The following is a 19,949-nucleotide window of genomic DNA, read 5'->3' as shown; positions in this document are numbered from 1 at the left end:
GCCGGGTGGGCGCAGCCGGGATGCACACGCTCACACGCCCATGTAACGATGCACCAGGGATGGGTCCTGCTGCAACTGCTGTGAGCTTCCACTCCAGGCGATACGTCCCTTCTCGACCACATAATGGCGGTCAGCCAGTCCCATGAGCGACTGGATGTTCTTGTCGATGACGATCATCGACAACCCTTCTTTCTTCAGTTCGTGCAGGGCGCGCCAGATATCAGCACGCGCCACCGGCGCCAGGCCTTCGGTGGCCTCGTCCAGCACCAGCAGGGAGGGATTGGTCATCAGCGCACGCGAGATGGCCAGCATCTGCTGCTCGCCGCCGGACAACTGCGAACCCATGTTCTGACGCCGCTCCGCCAGCCGTGGAAAGAATTCATAGGCGCGTCGCAAGGTCCAGGGCCGACTGTCGGCCTGCCCTGCACGCGCCGGGCGTGCGGTGGCGATCAGGTTTTCTTCCACGGTCAGGTCGGCGAAGATCTGGCGCCCTTCGGGCACCAGCCCCAGGCCACGGCGCGCCACTTCGTGACAAGGCAGGGTATCGATGCGCTGGCCGCCAAAGCTGATGCTGCCGGCACTCGGACGCAGCAGACCGAACAGGCATTTGACGGTGGTGGATCGGCCCATGCCATTGCGACCGAGCAAGGTGATCACCTCACCGCGCTGCAGGTCCAGCGAGATGTCGAACAGGGCCTGCGCCCGACCGTAGGAGGCCTGCAGCCCGCGGATGGATAACTGTTCAGCCATGAGCGGCTCCGGAAAAAGTCCCTGCTTCATCACCCAGGTAGATAGCGCGGACCTCGGGGTGATTGCGAATTTCATCGGGCGTGCCACAGAAGGCGGCACGACCCGACACCAGCACCGTGATGCGATCGGCCAGGGCGAAGACCGCATCCATATCGTGTTCGATGAGCAGCATCGAGTAACGGCCCTTGAGGGATTGCAAGAGTTGTACCACCGATGCCGATTCTTCGATGCTCATGCCGGCCATGGGCTCGTCGAGCAACAGCAGGCGCGGCTGCGCGGCCAATGCCATGGCCAGCTCAAGCTGGCGTCGCTCGCCATAGCCCAGTTCTCCTGCCAGCGTATCGCGGCGGGCTTCCAGGCGGGTGGCAAGCAGTGCCTGCTGGGCGTCCTGGCAGGCTTGCTCACGGGCCATCATCGGACGCCAGAAACCGTAGCCGCCAGTCGCGCCGACCGCCGCCAGCACGGCGTTTTCCATCACGGTGAACTCTTCGAAGATGGAGGTGATCTGGTAGGAGCGCAGCAAGCCCCGGCAGGCGCGCTGATGCAGCGGCAGCGTGGTCACCTCCTCATCGCCGAACCAGACCTGGCCGCTGTCGGGCCGCAGCTCTCCGGACAGCTGGTTGATCAGGGTGGTCTTGCCGGCACCATTGGGGCCGATGATGGCGTGCAGTTCGCCGGGACGGATGTCCAGGCTGACGTCGTCGGTCACCAGCAGGCCACCGAAGCGCTTGGTCAATCCCTGGGTACGCAGGCCGTTCATTGCTTGGCTCCATTGGCGACGATGGCAGTCGCATCGATACGGCCGGACGCGCCGCGTTGGCAGCACCGCACATCCAGCCAGTGCAAGGCACCCATGAGCCCGTCACGACCGATGAGCGCAATGAGGATGATCATCGGCCCGAAGATGAGCATCCAGTGCTCGGTATAGGACTTCATCACTTCCTCCAGGCAGATAAACGCCAGTGCACCCAGCAACGGACCGAATACGCTGCCCATGCCGCCCAGCACGACCATGACGATCAGCTCGCCGGACACCTGCCAGCTCATCAGCCCCGGCGAGGCATAGGCATTCAGATTGGCCAGCAGGAAACCGGCCAGGCCGCACAGGATGGCGGAGAGCACATAGGCGATCAGTTGCAGACGGCGGGCCGGGAAGCCCAGTGCGCTGATGCGCGCGAGGTTCTGGCGCGAGCCGCGCAGGGCCATGCCGAAGGGCGCGTGCCGCAACCGGTGCATCCACAGCAGGGTCACCGCCAGCACGCCCCAGGCGGCATAGAACAAGGGCAGCACCGAACCGAGGTCGATCCCCGCGCCCAGCCGGCTGGTGGCGATGATGGACATGCCATCGTCACCCCCATACTGCTTGAGGCTGACGAAGACGAAATAGCCCATCTGGGAAAACGCCAGGGTGATCATGATGAAGCCGATGCCACGGGTGCGCAGGCTGATGGCACCGGTGAGCGCCCCGATACAGCCGCACGAAACCAGCACCAGCAGCAGCTGCGGCCACGCCGATTCCAGCCCGGCCAGCGAGGACAGGGAGACGCAATACGCCCCCAGGCCAATGAAGAGCGCGTGTCCGAAGCCGATCAGGCCGGCATAGCCCAGCACCAGGTTGAGCGCACTGGCGGCCAGCGCATAGATCAGCACACGCGCCAGAAAGCCCACGTAGAACTGCGCACCCAGTGCAGCGGCCACTGGTGGCACGGCCAGCAGCGCCAGCAACAGCAGCAGGGGAATGCCCAGGCTGGGACGGAACAGGGAGGAAGTCGTCTTCATCGTCTTGCCACGAAAAGGCCTTGCGGACGCAGCGCCAGGACGGCCGCCATCAGCAGGTAGATCAATAGGGAAGCCAGTGCCGGACCAGCCGCATCGGCCAGCTGGCGGCTGACCATCTCACGCAACAGCATGGGCAGGAAGGCCCGTCCCATGGTATCGACGACACCGACGATCAGGGCCGAATAGAACGCGCCCTTGACCGAGCCGATGCCGCCGATGACGATCACCACGAAGGTGGCGATCAGGACCGGCTCACCCATGCCGGCCTGGACCGAGAGGATGGGGCCGGCCACGGCACCCGCCAGTCCGGCCAGGGCGGCACCGACGGCAAACAGCAGGGCGTTGAGGAAACGGATGTTGATCCCCAGCGCGCCCACCATGGCCGCATTGTTGGCGCCGGCACGGATGAGCATGCCCAGGCGGGTGCGGTGGATCATCCAGTAGCATCCGACGGCCACGGCCAGACCGACCACGATGACCGCAAAGCGGTACAGCGGATAGGGCAGGCCGAACAGGTTGATGACACCATCCAGCATCGGTGGCACCGAGACGAACAGGGGCTGCTTGCCCCACAACATCGAGGCCAGTTCATTGAAGAACATGATCATGCCGAACGTGGCCAGGACATGGTTCAGGTGGTTCTTGTCGTACAGCCGCGCCACCGCCACCCGCTCCAGCAGCACACCGATGGCCAGGCAGCCCAGCAGCGCGGCCAGCAGCCCCAGCAGGAAGCTGCCGGTGGCATTGGCGACCGAGGCCGCAATGTAGGCCCCCATCATGTACAGCGAACCGTGCGCCAGGTTGACGAAGCTCATGATGCCGAACACCAGGGTCAGGCCGGCCGCCAGCAGGAACAGCAAGACCCCGTACTGGAGGCCGTTGAGCAGTTGCGCAAACAGTAGCATGATGGCCTCGCTCACTTCAGGGGACAGGCCGCCACGTAGGCGTCCTTGTGGTCCACCAGCGGGGTGGCGACCAGCTTGCCCTTGATCTGGTCACCTTCCTTGACGATCTCGAAGGCATAGTAGTTCTGGATCGGCATGTTGTTGGTGTTGAAGCGGAAGGGACCGCGTACCGATTTGAACTCCGCACCGGCTGCCTTGACGGCAGCGGCGAAGGCCGCCTTGTTGGAGGTGTCGCCCTTGAGCTTGCGCACTGCCGTATCGAGCAGGAAGGCCGCGTCATAGGCATTGGCGGCATAGGTACTCGGAACGCGCTTGTAGCGGGATTCGAAGGCTTTGACGAACTTCTGGTTTTCCGGATTCTCCAGCGACGGGTTCCAGGTATTGCCGCTGATCACGCCCACGGCGGCCTCGCGCAGGGCTGGCAGATTGGTACCATCGACGGTGAAGGTGGAATACACCGGTACCTTGCCGATCACCCCGGCCTGCTTGAGCTGCTTGGTAAAGTTCACGCCCATGCTGCCGGGGTAGAACATGAAGACCGCATCCATCTTGCTCAGCTGCAGCTGGGTGATCTCGGCCGAATAGTCGGTCTGGTTGATCTGCGTATAGACCTCGGCGGCCACGCCTCCCTTGTACCAGCGCTTGAAGCCGGCCAGCATGTCCTTGCCGGCCTGGTAGTTGGGGGCCATCAGATAGACATTCTTGTAGCCCTTGTTCTGTACCAGCTTGCCGATGGCTTCGCCCGAACCGTCATTGGGGTAGGCGATGGAAAACACATTGGCGCCACACTCCGCACCGGCCATCGGCGAGGGGCCGCCGGCCACGGCGATGGAAACCACACCGGATTCCTTGAGTCGTCGCAGATTGGCCATGATGATGTTGGAGTAGCCCAGGCCGACGATGGCATCGACCTTGTCCAGCTCGATGAACTTGCGCATGACCTGCGAGCCCACATCCGGCTTCATCTGGTCGTCCCCCTGCAGCACCTGCACCTTCTGTCCGCCAAGCTGGTTGCCAAGCTGCTCCAGGGCCAGGCCGAAGCCGTCGATATATTCCTGGCCGTCGGCAGCCATCGGCCCGGAGAAGGGGCCGGACAGGCCAATCTTGATATCGGCCATGGCCTGCTGCGGAAACGCCAGCACTGCCAGCCCCGCCAACGCCCCCAGGGCACTCACCATCGACTTCACTACCGCAGATCTTTTCATTTTCATTCCTGTTCGTGGCTAAGGTTGAACTACGAATGCTGCTTGCTGCGTGCGGGAAAACTTGAACGTGGGCGACCGTGCTGCCCCACTAGCGTGCTACGCGTGACCACATGCTGCGCAGGGCGCCCTGACGCGGCTGCTCCTGCGCCGGCTGATCGCCCGGGCCATCGGCCGCGGGTGCGGCGGCGGCCTCCGGTTCGAACAGCTTGACGAAGCGTGCAAAGAAATCATCGGCCATCTTGCGGGCCGAACTGTCGATCAGGCGTGCACCGAGCTGCGCCAGCTTGCCGCCGACCTGGGCCTCTACCTCGTATTGCAACAGCGTGCCCTCGCCTTCTTCCGGTGCCACCAGCCGCACTGCGGCGCTGCCCTTGGCAAAGCCGGCCATGCCGCCCTGGCCTTCGAAGGTAATCGCATAGGACTGCGGCGCCACGATGTCGGTCAGGCTCATGCGTCCCTTGAACTTGGCCGAGACCGGGCCGATCTTGATCGACATGCCCACTTCGTACTCATGCTCGCCGACCTGCTCCAGCCGGTCGCAGCCGGCGATGCAATCGCGCAGGCTGGCCGGATCGTTGAGGGCTTCCCATACCGCCTGCCGGGAGGCGGGTACCAGACGTTCGCTGATCATTTCCATGCTTGATTCGCTCCTCTTTCAATTGCCTGTCATTCGTATAGTCCGCCCGCTCCGTGGGCGCTGCACTGCGTGCGGCGTGCTACTGACTGCTGGCGGCCTTCAATGCGCCAGCAGCAGCGCCTGTATCGCGGCCGCATCCGGCAATGGCGACTGCGCCAGAATCAGCATGAGCAGGATGCGCAGTTTGGGGGCGGCCAGATCGCCTCCCGCCAGCACCCCGTCACGTTGCAGGAAGGCCTGCGGCGGTACCACGCCACGCGCAGCGCGTGCGGCCTGCACCACCACCACACCCTGCGCCACTGCACGCTGCAGGGCTGCGCGTTCACCATTGGCCGGGCGGCCGGGCGCCAGTCCGATGCTGATGATTCCCCGGGCGCCTGCCGCCAGCACGCCATCGATGGCCGCACCGTCGGCACCGGCATAGGACACCACCATATCCACGCGTGGCAAGGTCCGGCTCGACGACATGTCGAGCGCCGGCAGCATGCTGTGCGATATCGATGAAGTCACGCGGCGGCGCAGCACCACGCTGCCATCAGCGTCCACCCGACCGAGCGGGCCATAGGGCGTGGCCTCGAATGCGTGCAGCTCGAAACTGGCGGCCTTGCTGACATCGCGCGCCGCAAAAACCATGCCATCCATCACCACCAGAACGCCCTGCCCCTGGGCCTGTGGGGCAGCCGCCACCGCCAGTGCTGCGCGCAGATTGGCCATGGCATCGCTGCCCGACGTGTTCAGCGGACGCTGTGCTCCGGTGAGCACGATAGGTTGGCGGATATCGGTGGCCAGCTGCAGAAACCATGCGGTCTCTTCCATCGTCGCCGTGCCATGGGTGACGACGATGCCGGTCAGGCCGGGGTCGTCCTGCACCGTGCGCCTGATCAGCTGCGCCAGCTCCATCCAGTCCTGCGGCAGGATGCCGGTGCTGCCGATCATGCGGAAGGACTGCGGCAGGATCTCGATATCCAGGTCGACCTGGTCCAGTTGTTCCACCAGATCGTCGATGGGATGCACCACGCCGCTCTCGCTGTACTCGACCCAGTCGAAGGCATGCCGCGCATGCATGGCGAAGGTGCCACCGGTGCCGATGACAGCAACCCGTGGCTTACCCGATGCGCGGGACAGGCCGCTCATGAAGCCACCAGACGCAGGTACAGCACACCCTCTTCGAGACGGATCTCGTGGCTGCGTACATCACGTGTCAAGGGCGCCGACAAGGCCTTGCCGGAACGGATGTCGAACAGTCCGGCATGCAGGGGGCATTCGACCTCGAAGCCGTCGATCTCGCCTTCCGACAAGCGCGCATTGCCATGGCTGCAGATGTCGTCGATGGCATAGACTTCGCCATCCACCAGGAACAGGCCGACCTGCACACCGCCCAGCTTCAGCGAGCGACACGCACGATCACCAAACACCTCGGCCAGCGGCCCCAGCGTCAGCCAGCCCTGGGCATCGGGCGACGGCGGGGACGCCTGGGCGTCTGCCGCCACGATAGGCAGGATGCCATTCACAGGCCGGCCCTCGCTTCCAGCAATTTGGCCTCATGCACCTTCATCGCGCCGATCAGGTCGCGGATGCGGGTGATGCCGCGACGTACACAATAGGCCTGGAGGTCGTCGATGACGCGCGGCATGGCGCTGGTACTGATGAAATTGGCTGTGCCCACCTGTACTGCCGTGCAACCGGCCAGCAGGTATTCAATGGCGTCCTCGGCGGTGGCGATACCACCGCAACCGATGACCGGAATGCTGACCGCCTGCGCCGCCTGGTAAGCCATGCGCAACAGGATGGGCTTGGTGGCACTGCCGGTAATCCCGCCCATCAGGTTGGCGACCTTGGGTTGATGACTTTCGATATCGATGGCCATGGCCAGGATGGCGTTGGAGCTGACCAGGGCGTCTGCGCCCCCCTGCTCGGCGGCACGGGCAATCACGGCGATGCTGCCGACATTGGGCGAGAGCTTGGCCCAGACCTGCAGGTCGGTGTTGCGCTTCATCGCCTTGATCACCGCTTCGGTGGCCTGTGGGTCCATGCCGAAGGCCTGGCCATCCTTCTTCAGGTTGGGACAGGAGATATTGGCCTCGATGGCGGCCACGCCCGGCACGCTCAGGCGTGCGGCCAGCTCGCCGAACTCTTCCACGGTATTGGCTGAAATGCTGGCCACCAGAGGGGGGGTGTAATTCCGGTAGAACGGCACCAGCTCTTCCAGATAGTGCTCCGGCCCCTTGCTGGGAATACCGATGGAGAACAAGGTTGAATTGCGCAGCTCGGCCACGCGTGGCGGGGTGTTGCCCTCGCGCAGGTCGCTGGTGATGGTCTTGGTGACGATGGCACCCAGACGATTGAGATCAATCACCTTGGCCATGCCCTCGGCAAAGGTCCCGGAGCCGGGCATGACCGGATTCTGCAAGGTCAGCTTACCGATGGATACGCTCATGTCTACCATGTCACTGTCTCCTGCGCGTCGAACACCGGGCCATCCCAGCACACGCGTCTGTAACTCATCGTTTCCGAACCAGGGCTCTTGCGGAATGGCCGCACGCAGGCAAAGCACATGCCCAGCGCACATCCCATCAATTGCTCCAGCGCCACCTGGGCCGGCACGTCCAGCTCCTGGCCCAGTCGCTGCAACGCCAGCAGGAAGCGGTTGGAGCCGCAGGTGGTCAGCAGGTCGAAGGGCAGCTGCGCATGCCGTTCACGTACCAGCTTTTCGATGTGGGCGATGTCGCTGCTGCCATCCTGGTCATGCACCACGATGACATCTGCCCCCACCGAGCGCAGGTATTGCTCCGACATCACCAGGGCCGGCGAACGCGCCGAGAGGATGGCCGTCACCCTTGCTCCGCGCTGCACCGCGTGCTGGGCCAGCGGGGCCATGGTGGCCAGGCCCACGCCGCGCGCCAGCACCAGCACATGGCGGGCCTGCGGCGGCAGAGTGAAGCCCTGGCCGACCGGCCCGAAGGCGTCCAGCGTGGCGCCCGGCTCCAGGGTGGCCAGGCCACGGGTACCGGCGCCCTGTACCTTGTAGAGGAATTCGATGGTGCAGTCCTGCGGCGAAACGCGGTACAGGCTCATCGGTCGGCGCAGGTAAGGCACGTCGTTGCCGGAGGGCGGGCAGTTGAGGTGGAAGAACTGACCCGGCAGCACCGCCAGCGCAATTGGCGGCGCCTTCAGGACCAGGTGCTTGTACTCGGCGTTGACCCACTCATTGCTCAGTACCTGGCACAGGTTCTCGGCGATGGTGAAATCTGCGCAGTGGCCGCCGCAGGACGAGGCCGCTGTACTCGGCGCTGGCTGCAGCGGGATAGGGACGCTGTTGGTCATGATCTCTAGAGGTGGGTGGAAGAGGATGCACGCACGGCGGCATCGGTAATCTGCTCGAAGGACGTCACCAGCGGGAAGGCTCCTGCATCGATGGGCAGCATCTGGGTCTGCTCGAAGCGCATGCGTGAACAGAGCCACTGTCCCTGCTGGTCGCGGGCATATTCTTCGTAGGTCAGCGCGCCCAGCAGCACCGCCTTCTTGGTCTGCTCACGCAGTGCGATCTGCCACAGTCGCCAGCGTGCCGAGGCGACGTCACCTTCGACGCTGATCTCCGGACTGCCGTAGTAATGCAGCGCATAGCACCAGGGCGAGCGCATGAACCACTGCGCCAGCGCATCGCGCCCGACCAGGCTGGCACCGAACTCGGCGCCGCCTTCCCAGATGGCGTCCTCGGTAAAACAGGCGGCCTGGGCAAGCGCGATCTTCTCCATGCGCAGCGGCGGCTGCCGCTGGTAGTTGGTCGTATATTTCTGATCGGCCAGGCTGGCATAGCGTGCCTTGAGCTGGCGGATCGCTTCGGCTGCTTCCAGTGCGGCCACACGTTGTTCCAGGTTGCTCATGAGCGCACCAGTTCCTTGAGCGAAATGGCAGGATCGCGCAGCACCGCTGCATCGATGGTGGAGCCGCGGCGTACCAGTTCTTCAAGCTGGCGGCGCTCCCGGCCACTGTCGACCAGCATGCCGCCGGCCACCCTGCCCTCATGCAGCCAGAGCAGCACGCCGGCCCGCTCCCCTGGCGGAATGCGCGATATCACCAGGTCGCCCGGCGTATAGATGCCGACCACCTGGATATTGCGATCGAGCTGATCGGTCCACATCCACGGTACTTCGATATACGGCTCCGGCCGGCCGACGATGGCGGCCGATACCGCACGCGCCTGATTCTCGGCATTGCGCCAGGTCTCCTGGCGCAATGCCCGCCCGTACAAGGGGCTGAAGCTGTTGGCCACGTCGCCCACGGCATAGCACCACGGCGCATCCGGATTGCGGCACCAGGCATCGGTCAGCACGCCGTTATCCAGGCGTACCGGGCTGCCTTCCAGGAAGTCCGTGTTGAGCGAAATGCCCACCGCCACCAGCACCAGGTCGGCCTCCAGCGCCATTTCCTGTCCGGCGCACTGGGCGTCGATGCGCAATCCTTCGGTCGTCTTCGCGATGCCCGATACGCTCACGCCGGTCAGCACCTTGATGCCGCGCTGTTCGTGCAGCGCCTGCAGCCACTGCGACCCTTCCGGCGGCAGGCAACGCGCCATCACCCGGGCGCCGCCTTCGACCACGGTCACTTCCATGCCCAGGGCAGCCGCCGAGGACGCCGCCTCCATGCCGATCACGCCACCACCGATCACCAGCAGACGACGCTGCTGGGCCATGGCCGGGCGCAACGCGAGGCAGTCTTCGATGGTGCGCAGGACCCTGACTTCGGGCAGATCCGCACCGGGGATCGTCAGGCCACGAGCCTGACCACCGGATGCCACGACCAGAATGTCGAAGGGGATGACCTCGCCGCTCTGCAGATGGGCCTGACGCAAGTCGTCGATACGGGCGACCACGCCCTGGCGATGCTCGACCATGGCGGGGTCCTCCCAGAAGCTGCGTGGCCCCAGCATCAGTTCGTCCACGGTCTTGCTGCCCAGCAGCAGTTCCTTGGACAGGGCCGGCCGTTCATAGGGGGTGTGCGGCTCCGCACCCAGCAGCAGGATGCGGCCACCGAACCCATCCGAGCGCAGGGCTTGCGCCACGCGCCCACCGGCATGCCCGGCGCCGACGATCAACACACGCTGATCCTGCGTCGCACCCTGCGCTTGCGACTGATGGTAGTTCATGACAACGACTCCTCGACCGGCGACAGCTGGTCCAGGCGGGTGATGACGCGATAGAGCGCGCCTCGCTCACTCTGACAGGTCCAGCGCCGCGGCTCATTGGGTGGAATGATGATGCCCTCGCCCGGGGACAGCTCGTAGCGCTCGCCAGCGGCTTCGACCAGGAACATGCCCTCCAGTACGGTTGCCACTTCCTCGCCTTGCGGTTGCGGCGGCACCTCGCTGTGCTGGCCACGACGGAAGACGCCGATGCCGATATTCAGGTGCTGGCCCTCGACGGTATGCATGCCGGGCGCTGCCTGCGGATTCTGCCAGTCGGTTTGCAACGGCTGGCAATGCGGATCGGTCGGGTTCGACAGGCTGGACATCTCAGCGACTCCTGTTCTTGAGGGGGTAATACGGCGTCGAATCCTCCGGGCCATACTCCTTGCGCGCCGGGGTCACCACGTTCAGGCGCAGCGACACGCCCTCGGCACCGAAGCGGTTGCTGCCGTAATGCAAAACCCCGGCAGGAATGATGAGCGCATCACCGCTATCCATCACCGATTCGAGGTCGGTCTCTTCGCTGTCACTGCTTTCGAAAACGGAGCAGCCACCCAGCAGCTGCAAGGACGCTTCCTCGCCGTGGCTATGCGACTTGGCAGGCAGGTCATGCCCCTGCGCGGCGACGAACTTGACCACCGCCACGCTGACGGACGCGCCGAACATGTGCTTGCCATACAAGCCATCGGCCACGATCTCCTTGAGGTTATCGTCGATGGCGAACACTCTGCATTTGGGCATGAAAGCTCCTTGGTTGATGACAGCGTCGGCTCAGATCGGCGGACGCATGACGAACTTCTCATCGGCCACGAAGCGCGAGAACTCGTAGCCATCGATCACGCCCGGCTGCTGGTAGGCTTCCACCGCCGGCGCCACCTCGGCCAGGGACAGCAGCATGTACATCAGCGCTGCTTCCGGCGGCGGCATGGCATCCAGTTCGAAGCCGTTGAGGTAGGCGACGATGGCATCGACATCGGCCAGCATGGCGTCCTTGAAGGCCACGATGTCGGCGAACGCGCTGGTATTGCGCATGCGGGTGCGCTCGGTCTCGGTGGCCAGGCTCCAATGGCTGAACGGCATCAGATGGGCAAAACCGGCGGGAAGGGTGATGGCACTTTGCGGGCTTGCTGGTTGCGGCGAATTCATGGCGGGCGACTCCTCAGGCCTTGGTTTCTTCATTGACGATGCGATCGACCACGTGGGCGCCGTGGCGCACCAGCAGCTCGTAGTCCTGCAGGATCATTTCCTTCTTCACGCCGGTCTGCACCGCGCTCTGGGTGCGTTCCAAGGTGCTCAGGTCTTCCAGCAGGACATCGCGCAGGGCGACCTTCATGTATTCGAGATAGAAGCGACCGCCGGCGGTCTTCATTTCCGGGTAGTACACGCGCGCCTCCAGCAGGGTCTTGCCCTGGGAGATCGGCCGGAAGTTGTAGGCCTGAAAGTAGTTCGGACGCAGCGACAGGTAGAAGTCCGGAAACACGACATTGATGTCGAAGAGCCAGTTCTCGTGGCCGGTCCAGTTCATGCCCTTGGGCAGGTCTTCCTTGCGGAAGTGGTAGCTGGCCGCCCCCATGCCGGCGCGCAGTGCAGCGGCAGCAATGGGCTTCTTCACGGCCGAGTCGGCGATGGCCTTGCTGGCCTCCGCGCCACCTGCGGTCACCGCATTGGGATTGCCGTAGACCGACTTGGGATTGCCGGCGATGGACAGGCGTCGATGAAATTGTCCGCACAGTGCATCCAGGGGCGGCATGGCGCCGTCTTCGGCGGTGTCGATGGCATCGGCGATCGAATGGCCGTGCACATAGGCCACGTGGTAGGCCTCCTGGAATGCGTCCAGCGCCAGCTTCCAGTTGCAATTGACCACCGTGGTCCACTGGAAGCCGGTGGTGATCTTGTCGAAGGGATAGCCTTCGATATCACCGAACATGGGTTGCAGGAACTGCGCCAGCGACAGTTCCGGGGTGGGATCGAGGTTGATAAAGATGAAGCCTTGCCAGACTTCGCAGGCCACGCGCGACAGACCGTGGTCGCACTTGTCCAGATCGAAGAAGGAGCCCTCTTCCGGCACGCCGGTCAGGTTGCCCTGCAGATCATAGGCCCAGCCGTGGAACTTGCAGAAGAACTTGCGCGCCTGGCCACGCTTCTCATAGACGATCTGGTTCATGCGGTGCGAGCAGACGTTATGCATGGCATTGATTGCGCCCTGCTTGTCGCGTACCACGATGATGGAAGCTTCGCAGGCGTCCAGGTCCTTGACGAAGTAGTCGCCGGCGGCGGGAATCTCTTCCACGCGCCCCACGTGCAGCCAGGTCTTCTTGAAGATCTTGGCCTGCTCCTTGTCGTAGTAGGCGGTGGAGATGTACGGCTCGACAGGAACAGGCCCCTTGCCCAGTTCCGGATAGCGATCGTGCAGATGCAGCTTGATGACCTTGTTCATGAGCTCCCTCACTCGTGGATGGCAGGCCCGATCAGAGAGGGGCCTGAGAACAGATGCGTCCTAATAACGAATGTCATTCTGTATTCCGCAAAAATGAATGTCAAGCGTTTTTGATCGATTTCAAGGACAGGTGAAAAAGGCCTGGCGACACGCCTTCGGCATGCTGCACCACAACACGACAGCGGGCTGCAGCGACGCACGCCGGGGTAGCGGATTCGCCCTCTTAGCGCACCGGCATCGCACCTATACCGCACCAATATCGCGCTCAAAAGCGAATATTGTTTAAAGGATTCACCGTTGTGGGGAAGAGAGAAGATCGGGGGGCAGGGACAGCAGGAAAGGGCTTGCGTGCTAGAATCCACGCCATTCATTACCAGCACGCAAGAGGAATCGTGGCGCAAATCAAGAAGAGCGGCATGCGCGAGGCCATTCTGGAGTCGGCCTTCGATCTGTTTTCCCGCAAGGGCTATACGCCGACCACCATGGCCGAGATCGCACGGGCGTCGAACATGACCGTGGCCAATCTCTATGTGTACTTCGATTCCAAGCTGGCCATCCTCTATGAGATCTACCAGCCCTGGCTGGAACAGCAGCTGCAGGCGCTGGCCGAGTCGGTCCGCAAGTTCCGCACGCCGCGCTCACGCCTGCGCCGGGTCTTCACGGGGATCTGGGGCGACATACCAGCCAGCGATCATTCCTTCGCCAACGCGCTGATCGAAGCCCTGGCCGTGTCGCCCCAGGGCATGACCAAGCCCAATACGCTGCTGATGGATGTGGAAACCTTCCTGACGGCCCTGATCAGCGAGTCCCTCCCCCCGGAGCGTGCTCACCTGGTACGCAACGACCTGCTGGCCCATGTCATCTGGATGGCATTCGATGGCTTCACCATCAACCAGCATCTCGGCGACGTGCGCGATGTCAGTGCCATCGCCGACATCATGACCAATCTACTGCTGGGCGAGACGGAGGCGCCGGCAGCGGCCCCGGAAACTCCGGCCGCCCCCAAGCGAACCGCCCGCAAGGCGCGGGCGGAATAACAAGACAAAGCGGAATGCGCGCCCCATGTGCGCGCCCATCCAGCATTCAGGCCACCAGCACCACCTTGCGGCATTCCTCGCGCTTTTCATTGAAGATACGGTAGCCCTCGGCCGCCTGTTCCAGCGGGAGGCGATGGGTGATCAGCGCTTCCGGACGCAACCAGCCATCCTCGATGCTGTTGAGCAATTCCGGCATGTACTGTTGTACGTGGGTCTGGCCGGTCTTGACGGTGACACCCTTCTCGAAGATGTCGCCAAACAGGAAGCCATGGATGAAGCCGGCGTAGAAGCCCGGCACGCTCAGCGTCCCGCCCCGTCGTACCGAAGCAATACACTGCCGCAGGGCCTGGCCGCTGCTGCCTTCCAGCTTGAGCGTGGTCAACGCCGTCTCCAGCACACTGCCCTTGGCCTCGAAACCGACCGCGTCGATCACCCCGTCGACGCCGCGACCGGCGGTATTGGCGATGATGTATTCGCCTGGATCGACATGATCGAAATTCACCGGAATGACGTCGTACTGCTCCACCGCGAAGCGCAGCCGATAGTCATGATGGTCCACCATGAAAATCTTTTCCGCCCCCAGCATGCGCGCACACGCGGCAGCCATCTGGCCGACCGGGCCGGCGCCGTAGATGGCCACACTGCTGCCCTCGCGCACGCCGGCATTCTTCACCGCCTGATAACCGGTGGGCAGGATATCGCTCAGGAAGAGCACCTGCTCATCGGCCAGGGCGGAGTCGATGCGGATCGGGCCGACATCGGCCTTCGGTACCCGCACATATTCCGCCTGTCCGCCCGGCATGCCGCCATACAGATGGCTGTAGCCGAACAGGGCAGCTCCCGGGCGTATGCCCTTGGCATTCATGATGGCGCCACGGTCGGGGTTGGTGGTCTCGCACGCGGCGTAGAGGTGCTGGTCGCAGAAAAAACATTGACCGCAGGCGATCACGAAGGGCACCACCACGCGGTCGCCCTTCTTGAGTCGCTGTACGGCCGACCCCACTTCCACCACCACGCCCATGAATTCATGGCCGAGGATGTCGCCGGACTTCATGGCCGGTATCTTGCCGCGATAGAGATGCAGGTCGGAGCCGCAGATGGCCGTGGCAGTGACCTTGAGGATGATGTCATCGGCTTCCTGGATGATGGGGTCGGCGACCGTCTCCACTCGTACGTCGTGGGCCGCGTGATAAAGCAATGCGCGCATGGAATCTCCTTGTTCTGGTGGGCTGGTCTGGAACGGACTCAGCGCGGTGCGCGGGCGTCGTCCTGCACGATGTCGAACTCGGGCTTGGCGATTTCCTTGTTGGCGTTGTCGGTGCTGGTCTCGCGATTCTCGATGTGATCGCCACGCGCCGGCTGCGCAGTGGCCTGGTCACTGGATTGGGCGGGGCTGGGGTTGGCGCGGGTGGGCAATTTCGATTCGATGGCCATGGCGTTCTCCTCAAGAGTGATGGGGGGACGGTCCCTGCTATCTCGACTAATGGTCTGCCGGACTGAAACCCAGACTAGGCCAAGCCACTCGAACCGGGCCATCAGTGCGACCCGCCAAGGCTTGTGGGCGGCTGCTGTCGGACATGTCGGTCGGGCTTGATGAGTCGGCTGGGGGGAGCAGCACCCTCGCTGATTCCGTCGCGCCTGTCGGCGCGAGGGTGCGCATAATCGCGGCGTGCGCCGACATACGCCGCGGCGTGGCTCGGCTAGGATCAATATTTCTCAAAGCAGCTAAAGCAGGCAGCGCAGCCCGCCTGCACCGACATCCGCAAAGGAAAAGGAGACGCATCATGACCGACGCCCTGAACAAGCACCACCATCCGGCCGACACCTCTGGCCCCAAGGATCTGGAGCAGAAAGGCAATCCCCCTACCGGGACCAACGAGCGCGACATGCTCGACGGTGGCGAGCGCCACGTGCCGGGGGACAGCGACAAATACGGCTCCAAAAATAAACCGGAGGGCGGCAACTATTCCGACCAGGACATGCGGGAAAACAGCCCGCAACTGTAATCTGGCAAGTCAGCCGATGAGTCCAGGGTGGCGTCGCGCTGTGAGCGGCGGAGCCCGCATTACAGGCATTACAGCGCGGACAGGTCGGGACGGGACGGTGCTCAGTCGTCCCGATCAAATTCCGCCAGCACCATTTCCACCTGCAGGCACTGCAGCTTGAGATCCTTGATCGCCCGCCGGTAACGGCGAAAATCCTTCCGGTCGGGGAGCTCATCCCCGCCTTTGCTCATCCTTACCGCATCATGCACGATGCCCTGGAGGATACCCGCCGCCTGCTCGTGCGAGGCCTTGAGCCGATTCACGCTTTCGATCAGTGCCTGTCTTTTCTTCATTTCGTGTTCCCGTTACTTGCTTGTACTTGCTAGCGCTTGCTCGTCGTCCGTGCAGGTTTCCCCTGACTGGACAGGCAATGGAGTTTGCCGTCCGTCAGTTTGTTCCACGAAGGTCCAAGCCAATGCTCATCCATAGTGGATCGCGCCGCCTTGGCGGCTTCCTACTGCGGCCTATTGGCGCTACGGCCGGGCATCTGCTCTTCTTCAATCCCGCTGGCATTACTGACAGTCCATACCGACCTCTCATCGTCCGGTACGCCGATATCACCGATAAAGCCCTCGACCTAAGATGAGGACTCGTAGGGAAACAAAGCCCTGCGATTCATCCCCCTCATCATCATAAGGAGATACATCATGGCAAATCAGAACCAAGGATCGACCGGCAACCGTGGCTTCGCTTCGATGGATGAAAGCAAGCAGCGCGAGATCGCCAGCCAGGGCGGCAAGGCTGCCCATGAAAAGGGAACCGCGCACGAATTCAGTTCCGATGAAGCACGCGAAGCGGGCCGCAAGGGTGGTCAGAACAGCCACAGCGGCGGTAACCAGAGCAACAACCGTTAGTCGTAGCGACTCCCGGGAGTCATACGACTGCGGCTGTGCTCGCTAGTACCGCCAGGGCAGTACCAGCAGCATAGGCAGCGGGCCTTCCTCGGGCCCGCTCTCCTGCCTTGCTGCCTTGCTGTCTTGCCTTGCCTTCCCGCCCGGGTCACACAATGCTCGCTTTCACCCTACCTTCAACCAGGAGACCAGTATGACCGTCAAGACCTTGAAAGACCTGTTCATCCACAGCCTCTCCGACGTCTATAGCGCGGAAAAGCAATTGACCCGCGCGCTCCCCCGGCTGGCCCGGGCAGCTACTACGCCCGAGCTGCGCCAGGCCTTCGAACAACATCTGGAAGAGACTCAGGGACAGATCGAACGTATCGACAGGCTGGTGGAAAACAGCGAATTGCGGCTCAAGCGCGTGAAGTGCGTGGCCATGGAAGGGCTGGTGGAAGAAGGTCGCGAGCAGATCGATGAAATCGAAAAAGGAGCAGTGCTCGACGCCGCTCTGATCGGCGCTGCGCAAAAAGTGGAGCATTACGAGATTGCCACCTATGGGACCTTGTGCGCCCTGGCCAAGCAACTCGGGCTGGACGAGGCCGCCAGGCTGCTCGACGAAACCCTGCAGGAAGAAAAGGCCACCGACCAGAAACTCAGCGAGCTCGCGCGGCAGCAGGTCAACGAGAAGCTGGCCGCATGATCACCCCATAAGGCGTCCTCCGGGGCCGCCTCATCTGGCCCGGGGCCCAGACACACTTCTGACCCGATTCAACAGGTCGCTTCCGACAAGGAGCGACCTGTTTTGTTGCGCCCGGATCAGGGTGCCTTGACGGTGATGTTGATTCCATGGGCCATCATGTGACCGTAGGAATGGTCTTCTCCATCGGCGAACTGAGCGGTGAGCTTGTATTTGCCCGGCGGGAGGGTGAGCATGGTTTCGGTCTGCCCCTGGTCCAGATGCAGATGGGTGTCGTCATGCGGGATGGTCTCGCCCTTGCCGATGGGCGAATGGTTGATCAGGATGTGGTGATGACCGGTACCCTCGACCAGCTTGCCGGCCGGACGGGTGGTCATCGAGTGGGCTGCCAGGCGGACGCGGAAAGGACTGGTCACCGTCTGACCGCTCTTGGGTTCGAGAATGCTGAGGGTAGGTTCATCGGCGCGGGCCATCTGGCCCCCGAGCGAAAACAGGAGAAGGGCCAGGCAGGGTGCAGCGAAGAACCGACCATTGTGGTGCGGGGATTTGCGTGACGATGGGAACATAGCGGGCTCCTTGATGAGTTGAAATTGTCGAGTTCGGGACGAGCCGTTGCTCACCATAGCCGTACTGCACAGCTCACAGCGAGAGCGGCCCGCGCTCGGCCGCCGGCAGACCGGCGTGCAGCTTGCCGAGCAGGATGCGCAGCTGCGCGCGATAGTCGAGCACCACATTGCGCCGGCAATACGGCGCCCATGCCGGGTCGGGCGGCGCCTCCCTTCTGGCCAGCTGCGATTGCGGCATGCGCATCTGGGTGGCCTGTGTCAGGCTGGCGCGCAGTTCCAGCAAGGTCATCGCCACCGTGCGATAGGTATGGCGGGCTTCTAGCTGAACGCCACAGGCCGCGCAGACCAATGCCAGCCTGCGCTGGACGTCCTGCCCTGCATGCGGCGCGTCCCCCTCGCGCCAGGCCGCCCCGAAGAGCAGCGAACCGGCGTAGTCGAGATAGGCCTCCAGGCAGAAGGACAACATCACCAGCGCCGAGAGGAACACCCAGCGCGAGCCGGCGACCTCTTCACCGGCTTTCCGGATCAGGAGGTCGGCGCCGTTCCAGAGTTCGACGTAGGTCAAGGTCTGCGCATCCTGCGGCAGCGGGGGCAGTCTGGCATCGGCAGGATCCCGGGAAGCGTTCATGGCTGGCCTGTTCAAGAAAGCGCGGTGTCCATCACCATCATCAGCACGAAACCGACGAGCAGGAAGCAGGTCGCCGGCAAGGCGTCATGACGTCGATGCGGATCGGGAATCACCTCGTGCGCCAGTACGAACAGCATGGCCCCTGCCGCGCCGCCCAACGCCCAGGGCAGCATTACCGAAGACCAGGCCACCACCGCCGCGCCAGCGACCGCCGCGAGCGGTTCCACCAGCCCCGAGAGGATGCCGCAACCGATAGCGTCGGCGCGGGAATAACCAATGCCGCGCAGCGCGGTCGCAACGATCATGCCCTCCGGAATATCTTGTAGTGCAATGCCGAAGGTCAGCACTGACGCCTGCTCCGGCGCGACACCACCGTAGGCCACGCCAACCGCCAGACCTTCCGGCAGGTTGTGCAGCCCGACGGTGAGCACGAACAGCCACACCCGGCGCAGCGCCGCCTGCCGGGCCAGCTCGTCATGTCCCTGTCCGGCCCGTTGCAGTGCCAGCACCAGCAGGGCACCGGCCAGCACGCTGGCACCGATCACCAGGCTGCCGGTGGACTTGCCCACCCCACCCTGCTCCAGCGCTTGCATGGCCGGCAGGATCAGCGAAAACACCGACGCTGCCAGCATGACACCGGCACCGAATCCGGTGCAGCAGTCCGCCACACGGGCAGAAAAGCGGCGCGAGAAAAGCAGCGGCAAGGTGCCGGCAGCGGTTGCAGCGGCGGCAGCCATGCCACCGCAATACGCAAGCCAGACGCGCTCATCCCGTGCGCTCCACCAGCCCAGGGCACCGGCCACCACGATGACGCCCACCATCACCAACGGCCAGCTCAGGCGCATGAGTTGTGGCTGCGCGGGCAGGTCGCATGCCGCAGGCGACGCTGACTGCAGCGCTGCCTGAGGATCAGGCGCGGGGGTCAGGGAATACTCCACTTTCTTGAGCATGCATGTCCTTCTGTTTCCGTAATGCGAGGATGCCGGTCCTGCGGCGGGATGAGCTGACTGCCTGAGGTCATGGTGATCAGCGTGATCACGGTGATCAGGAGGTGACGCGACATCGGCAGTGCGTCACGATCAGGGAAGTCTATCGGGTGCGCACGATCCTCCCCATCGGACGAACACTGAATCGGGGCGCTGTGCTCGTCCGACGCCCGCCTGAAAATTCCGGCTGATCAGCCTAGGGTCTGCTGTTGCGCTAAGGATGTCCGACACCGGTCGGCGTGACCGATCACCGCAT

The 19,949-nt window shown here is 63.6% G+C and carries 26 protein-coding genes; 4 read left to right on the top strand and 22 right to left on the bottom strand.

Annotation, left to right across the window (positions count from 1 at the left end; genetic code table 11):
- Window positions 1–30 precede the first annotated feature (30 nt).
- The 16 genes from HWE04_RS16180 to HWE04_RS16105 form a co-directional block, all read right to left on the bottom strand.
- A complete protein-coding gene (locus HWE04_RS16180) occupies window positions 31–750 on the bottom strand; it encodes an ABC transporter ATP-binding protein (RefSeq protein ID WP_006461859.1) in 720 nt (239 codons plus the stop codon).
- The gene (locus HWE04_RS16175) at window positions 743–1,510 is read right to left on the bottom strand and encodes an ABC transporter ATP-binding protein (protein ID WP_006461860.1); all 768 of its coding nucleotides are present in this window, start codon (window positions 1,508–1,510) and stop codon (window positions 743–745) included. Before HWE04_RS16175 ends, HWE04_RS16180 begins: the two co-directional genes overlap by 8 nt.
- The gene (locus HWE04_RS16170; protein WP_241813035.1) at window positions 1,507–2,529 is read right to left on the bottom strand and encodes a branched-chain amino acid ABC transporter permease; all 1,023 of its coding nucleotides are present in this window, start codon (window positions 2,527–2,529) and stop codon (window positions 1,507–1,509) included. Before HWE04_RS16170 ends, HWE04_RS16175 begins: the two co-directional genes overlap by 4 nt.
- Window positions 2,526–3,434: a branched-chain amino acid ABC transporter permease gene (locus HWE04_RS16165; RefSeq protein ID WP_077236967.1), complete on the bottom strand. Its 909-nt coding sequence runs from the start codon at window positions 3,432–3,434 to the stop codon at window positions 2,526–2,528. The genes HWE04_RS16170 and HWE04_RS16165 overlap by 4 nt, the downstream gene beginning before the upstream one ends.
- Window positions 3,435–3,445: 11 nt before the next feature.
- A complete protein-coding gene (locus tag HWE04_RS16160) occupies window positions 3,446–4,639 on the bottom strand; it encodes an ABC transporter substrate-binding protein (RefSeq protein WP_241813034.1) in 1,194 nt (397 codons plus the stop codon).
- An 88-nt stretch (window positions 4,640–4,727) separates the two neighbouring features.
- Complete coding sequence (locus tag HWE04_RS16155) at window positions 4,728–5,276, bottom strand: SRPBCC family protein (RefSeq protein WP_241813033.1); 549 nt, start codon at window positions 5,274–5,276, stop codon at window positions 4,728–4,730.
- 99 nt (window positions 5,277–5,375) lie between these two features.
- Window positions 5,376–6,410 (bottom strand): asparaginase domain-containing protein, encoded by a 1,035-nt coding sequence (locus tag HWE04_RS16150; protein WP_006461865.1) that lies wholly within the window; start codon window positions 6,408–6,410, stop codon window positions 5,376–5,378.
- Window positions 6,407–6,787, bottom strand: a complete 381-nt coding sequence (locus HWE04_RS16145) for a non-heme iron oxygenase ferredoxin subunit (protein WP_241813032.1) — start codon at window positions 6,785–6,787, stop codon at window positions 6,407–6,409. The genes HWE04_RS16150 and HWE04_RS16145 overlap by 4 nt, the downstream gene beginning before the upstream one ends.
- A complete protein-coding gene (locus HWE04_RS16140; protein ID WP_241813031.1) occupies window positions 6,784–7,722 on the bottom strand; it encodes a dihydroorotate dehydrogenase in 939 nt (312 codons plus the stop codon). Before HWE04_RS16140 ends, HWE04_RS16145 begins: the two co-directional genes overlap by 4 nt.
- Window positions 7,716–8,600 carry a dihydroorotate dehydrogenase electron transfer subunit gene (locus HWE04_RS16135; protein ID WP_077236932.1) on the bottom strand — a complete coding sequence of 295 codons (885 nt, stop codon included), beginning with the start codon at window positions 8,598–8,600 and terminating at the stop codon, window positions 7,716–7,718. Before HWE04_RS16135 ends, HWE04_RS16140 begins: the two co-directional genes overlap by 7 nt.
- 5 nt (window positions 8,601–8,605) lie before the next feature.
- The gene (locus HWE04_RS16130) at window positions 8,606–9,160 is read right to left on the bottom strand and encodes a nuclear transport factor 2 family protein (RefSeq protein ID WP_006461869.1); all 555 of its coding nucleotides are present in this window, start codon (window positions 9,158–9,160) and stop codon (window positions 8,606–8,608) included.
- The gene (locus tag HWE04_RS16125) at window positions 9,157–10,422 is read right to left on the bottom strand and encodes an NAD(P)/FAD-dependent oxidoreductase (RefSeq protein ID WP_241813030.1); all 1,266 of its coding nucleotides are present in this window, start codon (window positions 10,420–10,422) and stop codon (window positions 9,157–9,159) included. Before HWE04_RS16125 ends, HWE04_RS16130 begins: the two co-directional genes overlap by 4 nt.
- Window positions 10,419–10,787 (bottom strand): cupin domain-containing protein, encoded by a 369-nt coding sequence (locus HWE04_RS16120; RefSeq protein ID WP_241813029.1) that lies wholly within the window; start codon window positions 10,785–10,787, stop codon window positions 10,419–10,421. The genes HWE04_RS16125 and HWE04_RS16120 overlap by 4 nt, the downstream gene beginning before the upstream one ends.
- A gap of 1 nt (window position 10,788) precedes the next feature.
- The gene (locus tag HWE04_RS16115; protein WP_077236929.1) at window positions 10,789–11,202 is read right to left on the bottom strand and encodes a cupin domain-containing protein; all 414 of its coding nucleotides are present in this window, start codon (window positions 11,200–11,202) and stop codon (window positions 10,789–10,791) included.
- A 30-nt stretch (window positions 11,203–11,232) separates the two neighbouring features.
- Entirely contained in the window at window positions 11,233–11,607 is a 375-nt protein-coding gene (locus HWE04_RS16110) for a hypothetical protein (RefSeq protein ID WP_006461873.1), read from the bottom strand.
- Between the two features lie 13 nt (window positions 11,608–11,620).
- Entirely contained in the window at window positions 11,621–12,898 is a 1,278-nt protein-coding gene (locus tag HWE04_RS16105; RefSeq protein ID WP_241813028.1) for an aromatic ring-hydroxylating oxygenase subunit alpha, read from the bottom strand.
- Between the two features lie 392 nt (window positions 12,899–13,290).
- On the opposite strand from HWE04_RS16105, the gene HWE04_RS16100 reads away from it, so the two are divergent.
- Window positions 13,291–13,935: a TetR/AcrR family transcriptional regulator gene (locus HWE04_RS16100; RefSeq protein WP_039874213.1), complete on the top strand. Its 645-nt coding sequence runs from the start codon at window positions 13,291–13,293 to the stop codon at window positions 13,933–13,935.
- A 46-nt stretch (window positions 13,936–13,981) separates the two neighbouring features.
- Here the strand turns inward: HWE04_RS16100 and HWE04_RS16095 are convergent, their stop codons facing one another.
- Window positions 13,982–15,142: a zinc-dependent alcohol dehydrogenase gene (locus HWE04_RS16095; protein ID WP_241813027.1), complete on the bottom strand. Its 1,161-nt coding sequence runs from the start codon at window positions 15,140–15,142 to the stop codon at window positions 13,982–13,984.
- Window positions 15,143–15,180: 38 nt separating this feature from the next.
- Window positions 15,181–15,369 carry a hypothetical protein gene (locus tag HWE04_RS16090; RefSeq protein ID WP_006461877.1) on the bottom strand — a complete coding sequence of 63 codons (189 nt, stop codon included), beginning with the start codon at window positions 15,367–15,369 and terminating at the stop codon, window positions 15,181–15,183.
- Window positions 15,370–15,719: 350 nt separating this feature from the next.
- On the opposite strand from HWE04_RS16090, the gene HWE04_RS16085 reads away from it, so the two are divergent.
- The gene (locus HWE04_RS16085) at window positions 15,720–15,941 is read left to right on the top strand and encodes a hypothetical protein (RefSeq protein WP_006461878.1); all 222 of its coding nucleotides are present in this window, start codon (window positions 15,720–15,722) and stop codon (window positions 15,939–15,941) included.
- Window positions 15,942–16,042: 101 nt separating this feature from the next.
- Here HWE04_RS16085 and HWE04_RS16080 read toward each other — a convergent pair whose 3' ends face one another.
- Entirely contained in the window at window positions 16,043–16,273 is a 231-nt protein-coding gene (locus HWE04_RS16080; protein WP_241813026.1) for a hypothetical protein, read from the bottom strand.
- 354 nt (window positions 16,274–16,627) lie between these two features.
- On the opposite strand from HWE04_RS16080, the gene HWE04_RS16075 reads away from it, so the two are divergent.
- Window positions 16,628–16,834 (top strand): KGG domain-containing protein, encoded by a 207-nt coding sequence (locus HWE04_RS16075; RefSeq protein ID WP_241813025.1) that lies wholly within the window; start codon window positions 16,628–16,630, stop codon window positions 16,832–16,834.
- Window positions 16,835–17,024: 190 nt separating this feature from the next.
- A complete protein-coding gene (locus tag HWE04_RS16070) occupies window positions 17,025–17,516 on the top strand; it encodes a YciE/YciF ferroxidase family protein (RefSeq protein WP_241813024.1) in 492 nt (163 codons plus the stop codon).
- Between the two features lie 116 nt (window positions 17,517–17,632).
- Here the strand turns inward: HWE04_RS16070 and HWE04_RS16065 are convergent, their stop codons facing one another.
- The 3 genes from HWE04_RS16065 to HWE04_RS16055 all read right to left on the bottom strand — a co-directional run bounded on the left by HWE04_RS16065 (window position 17,633) and on the right by HWE04_RS16055 (window position 19,528).
- The gene (locus tag HWE04_RS16065; protein WP_241813022.1) at window positions 17,633–18,079 is read right to left on the bottom strand and encodes a DUF4399 domain-containing protein; all 447 of its coding nucleotides are present in this window, start codon (window positions 18,077–18,079) and stop codon (window positions 17,633–17,635) included.
- 73 nt (window positions 18,080–18,152) lie between these two features.
- Entirely contained in the window at window positions 18,153–18,707 is a 555-nt protein-coding gene (locus HWE04_RS16060; RefSeq protein ID WP_241813021.1) for a hypothetical protein, read from the bottom strand.
- Window positions 18,708–18,718: 11 nt separating this feature from the next.
- Window positions 18,719–19,528, bottom strand: a complete 810-nt coding sequence (locus HWE04_RS16055) for a ZIP family metal transporter (RefSeq protein WP_446719239.1) — start codon at window positions 19,526–19,528, stop codon at window positions 18,719–18,721.
- Between the last annotated feature and the right edge of the window lie 421 nt (window positions 19,529–19,949).

Origin of the sequence: Herbaspirillum sp. C7C2 (assembly GCF_022627865.1) — a bacterium.
Lineage (GTDB): Bacteria > Pseudomonadota > Gammaproteobacteria > Burkholderiales > Burkholderiaceae_D > Herbaspirillum > Herbaspirillum frisingense.
Note: the sequence above shows the minus strand (reverse complement) of the source record. Positions and strands in the feature narration are given on the sequence as shown.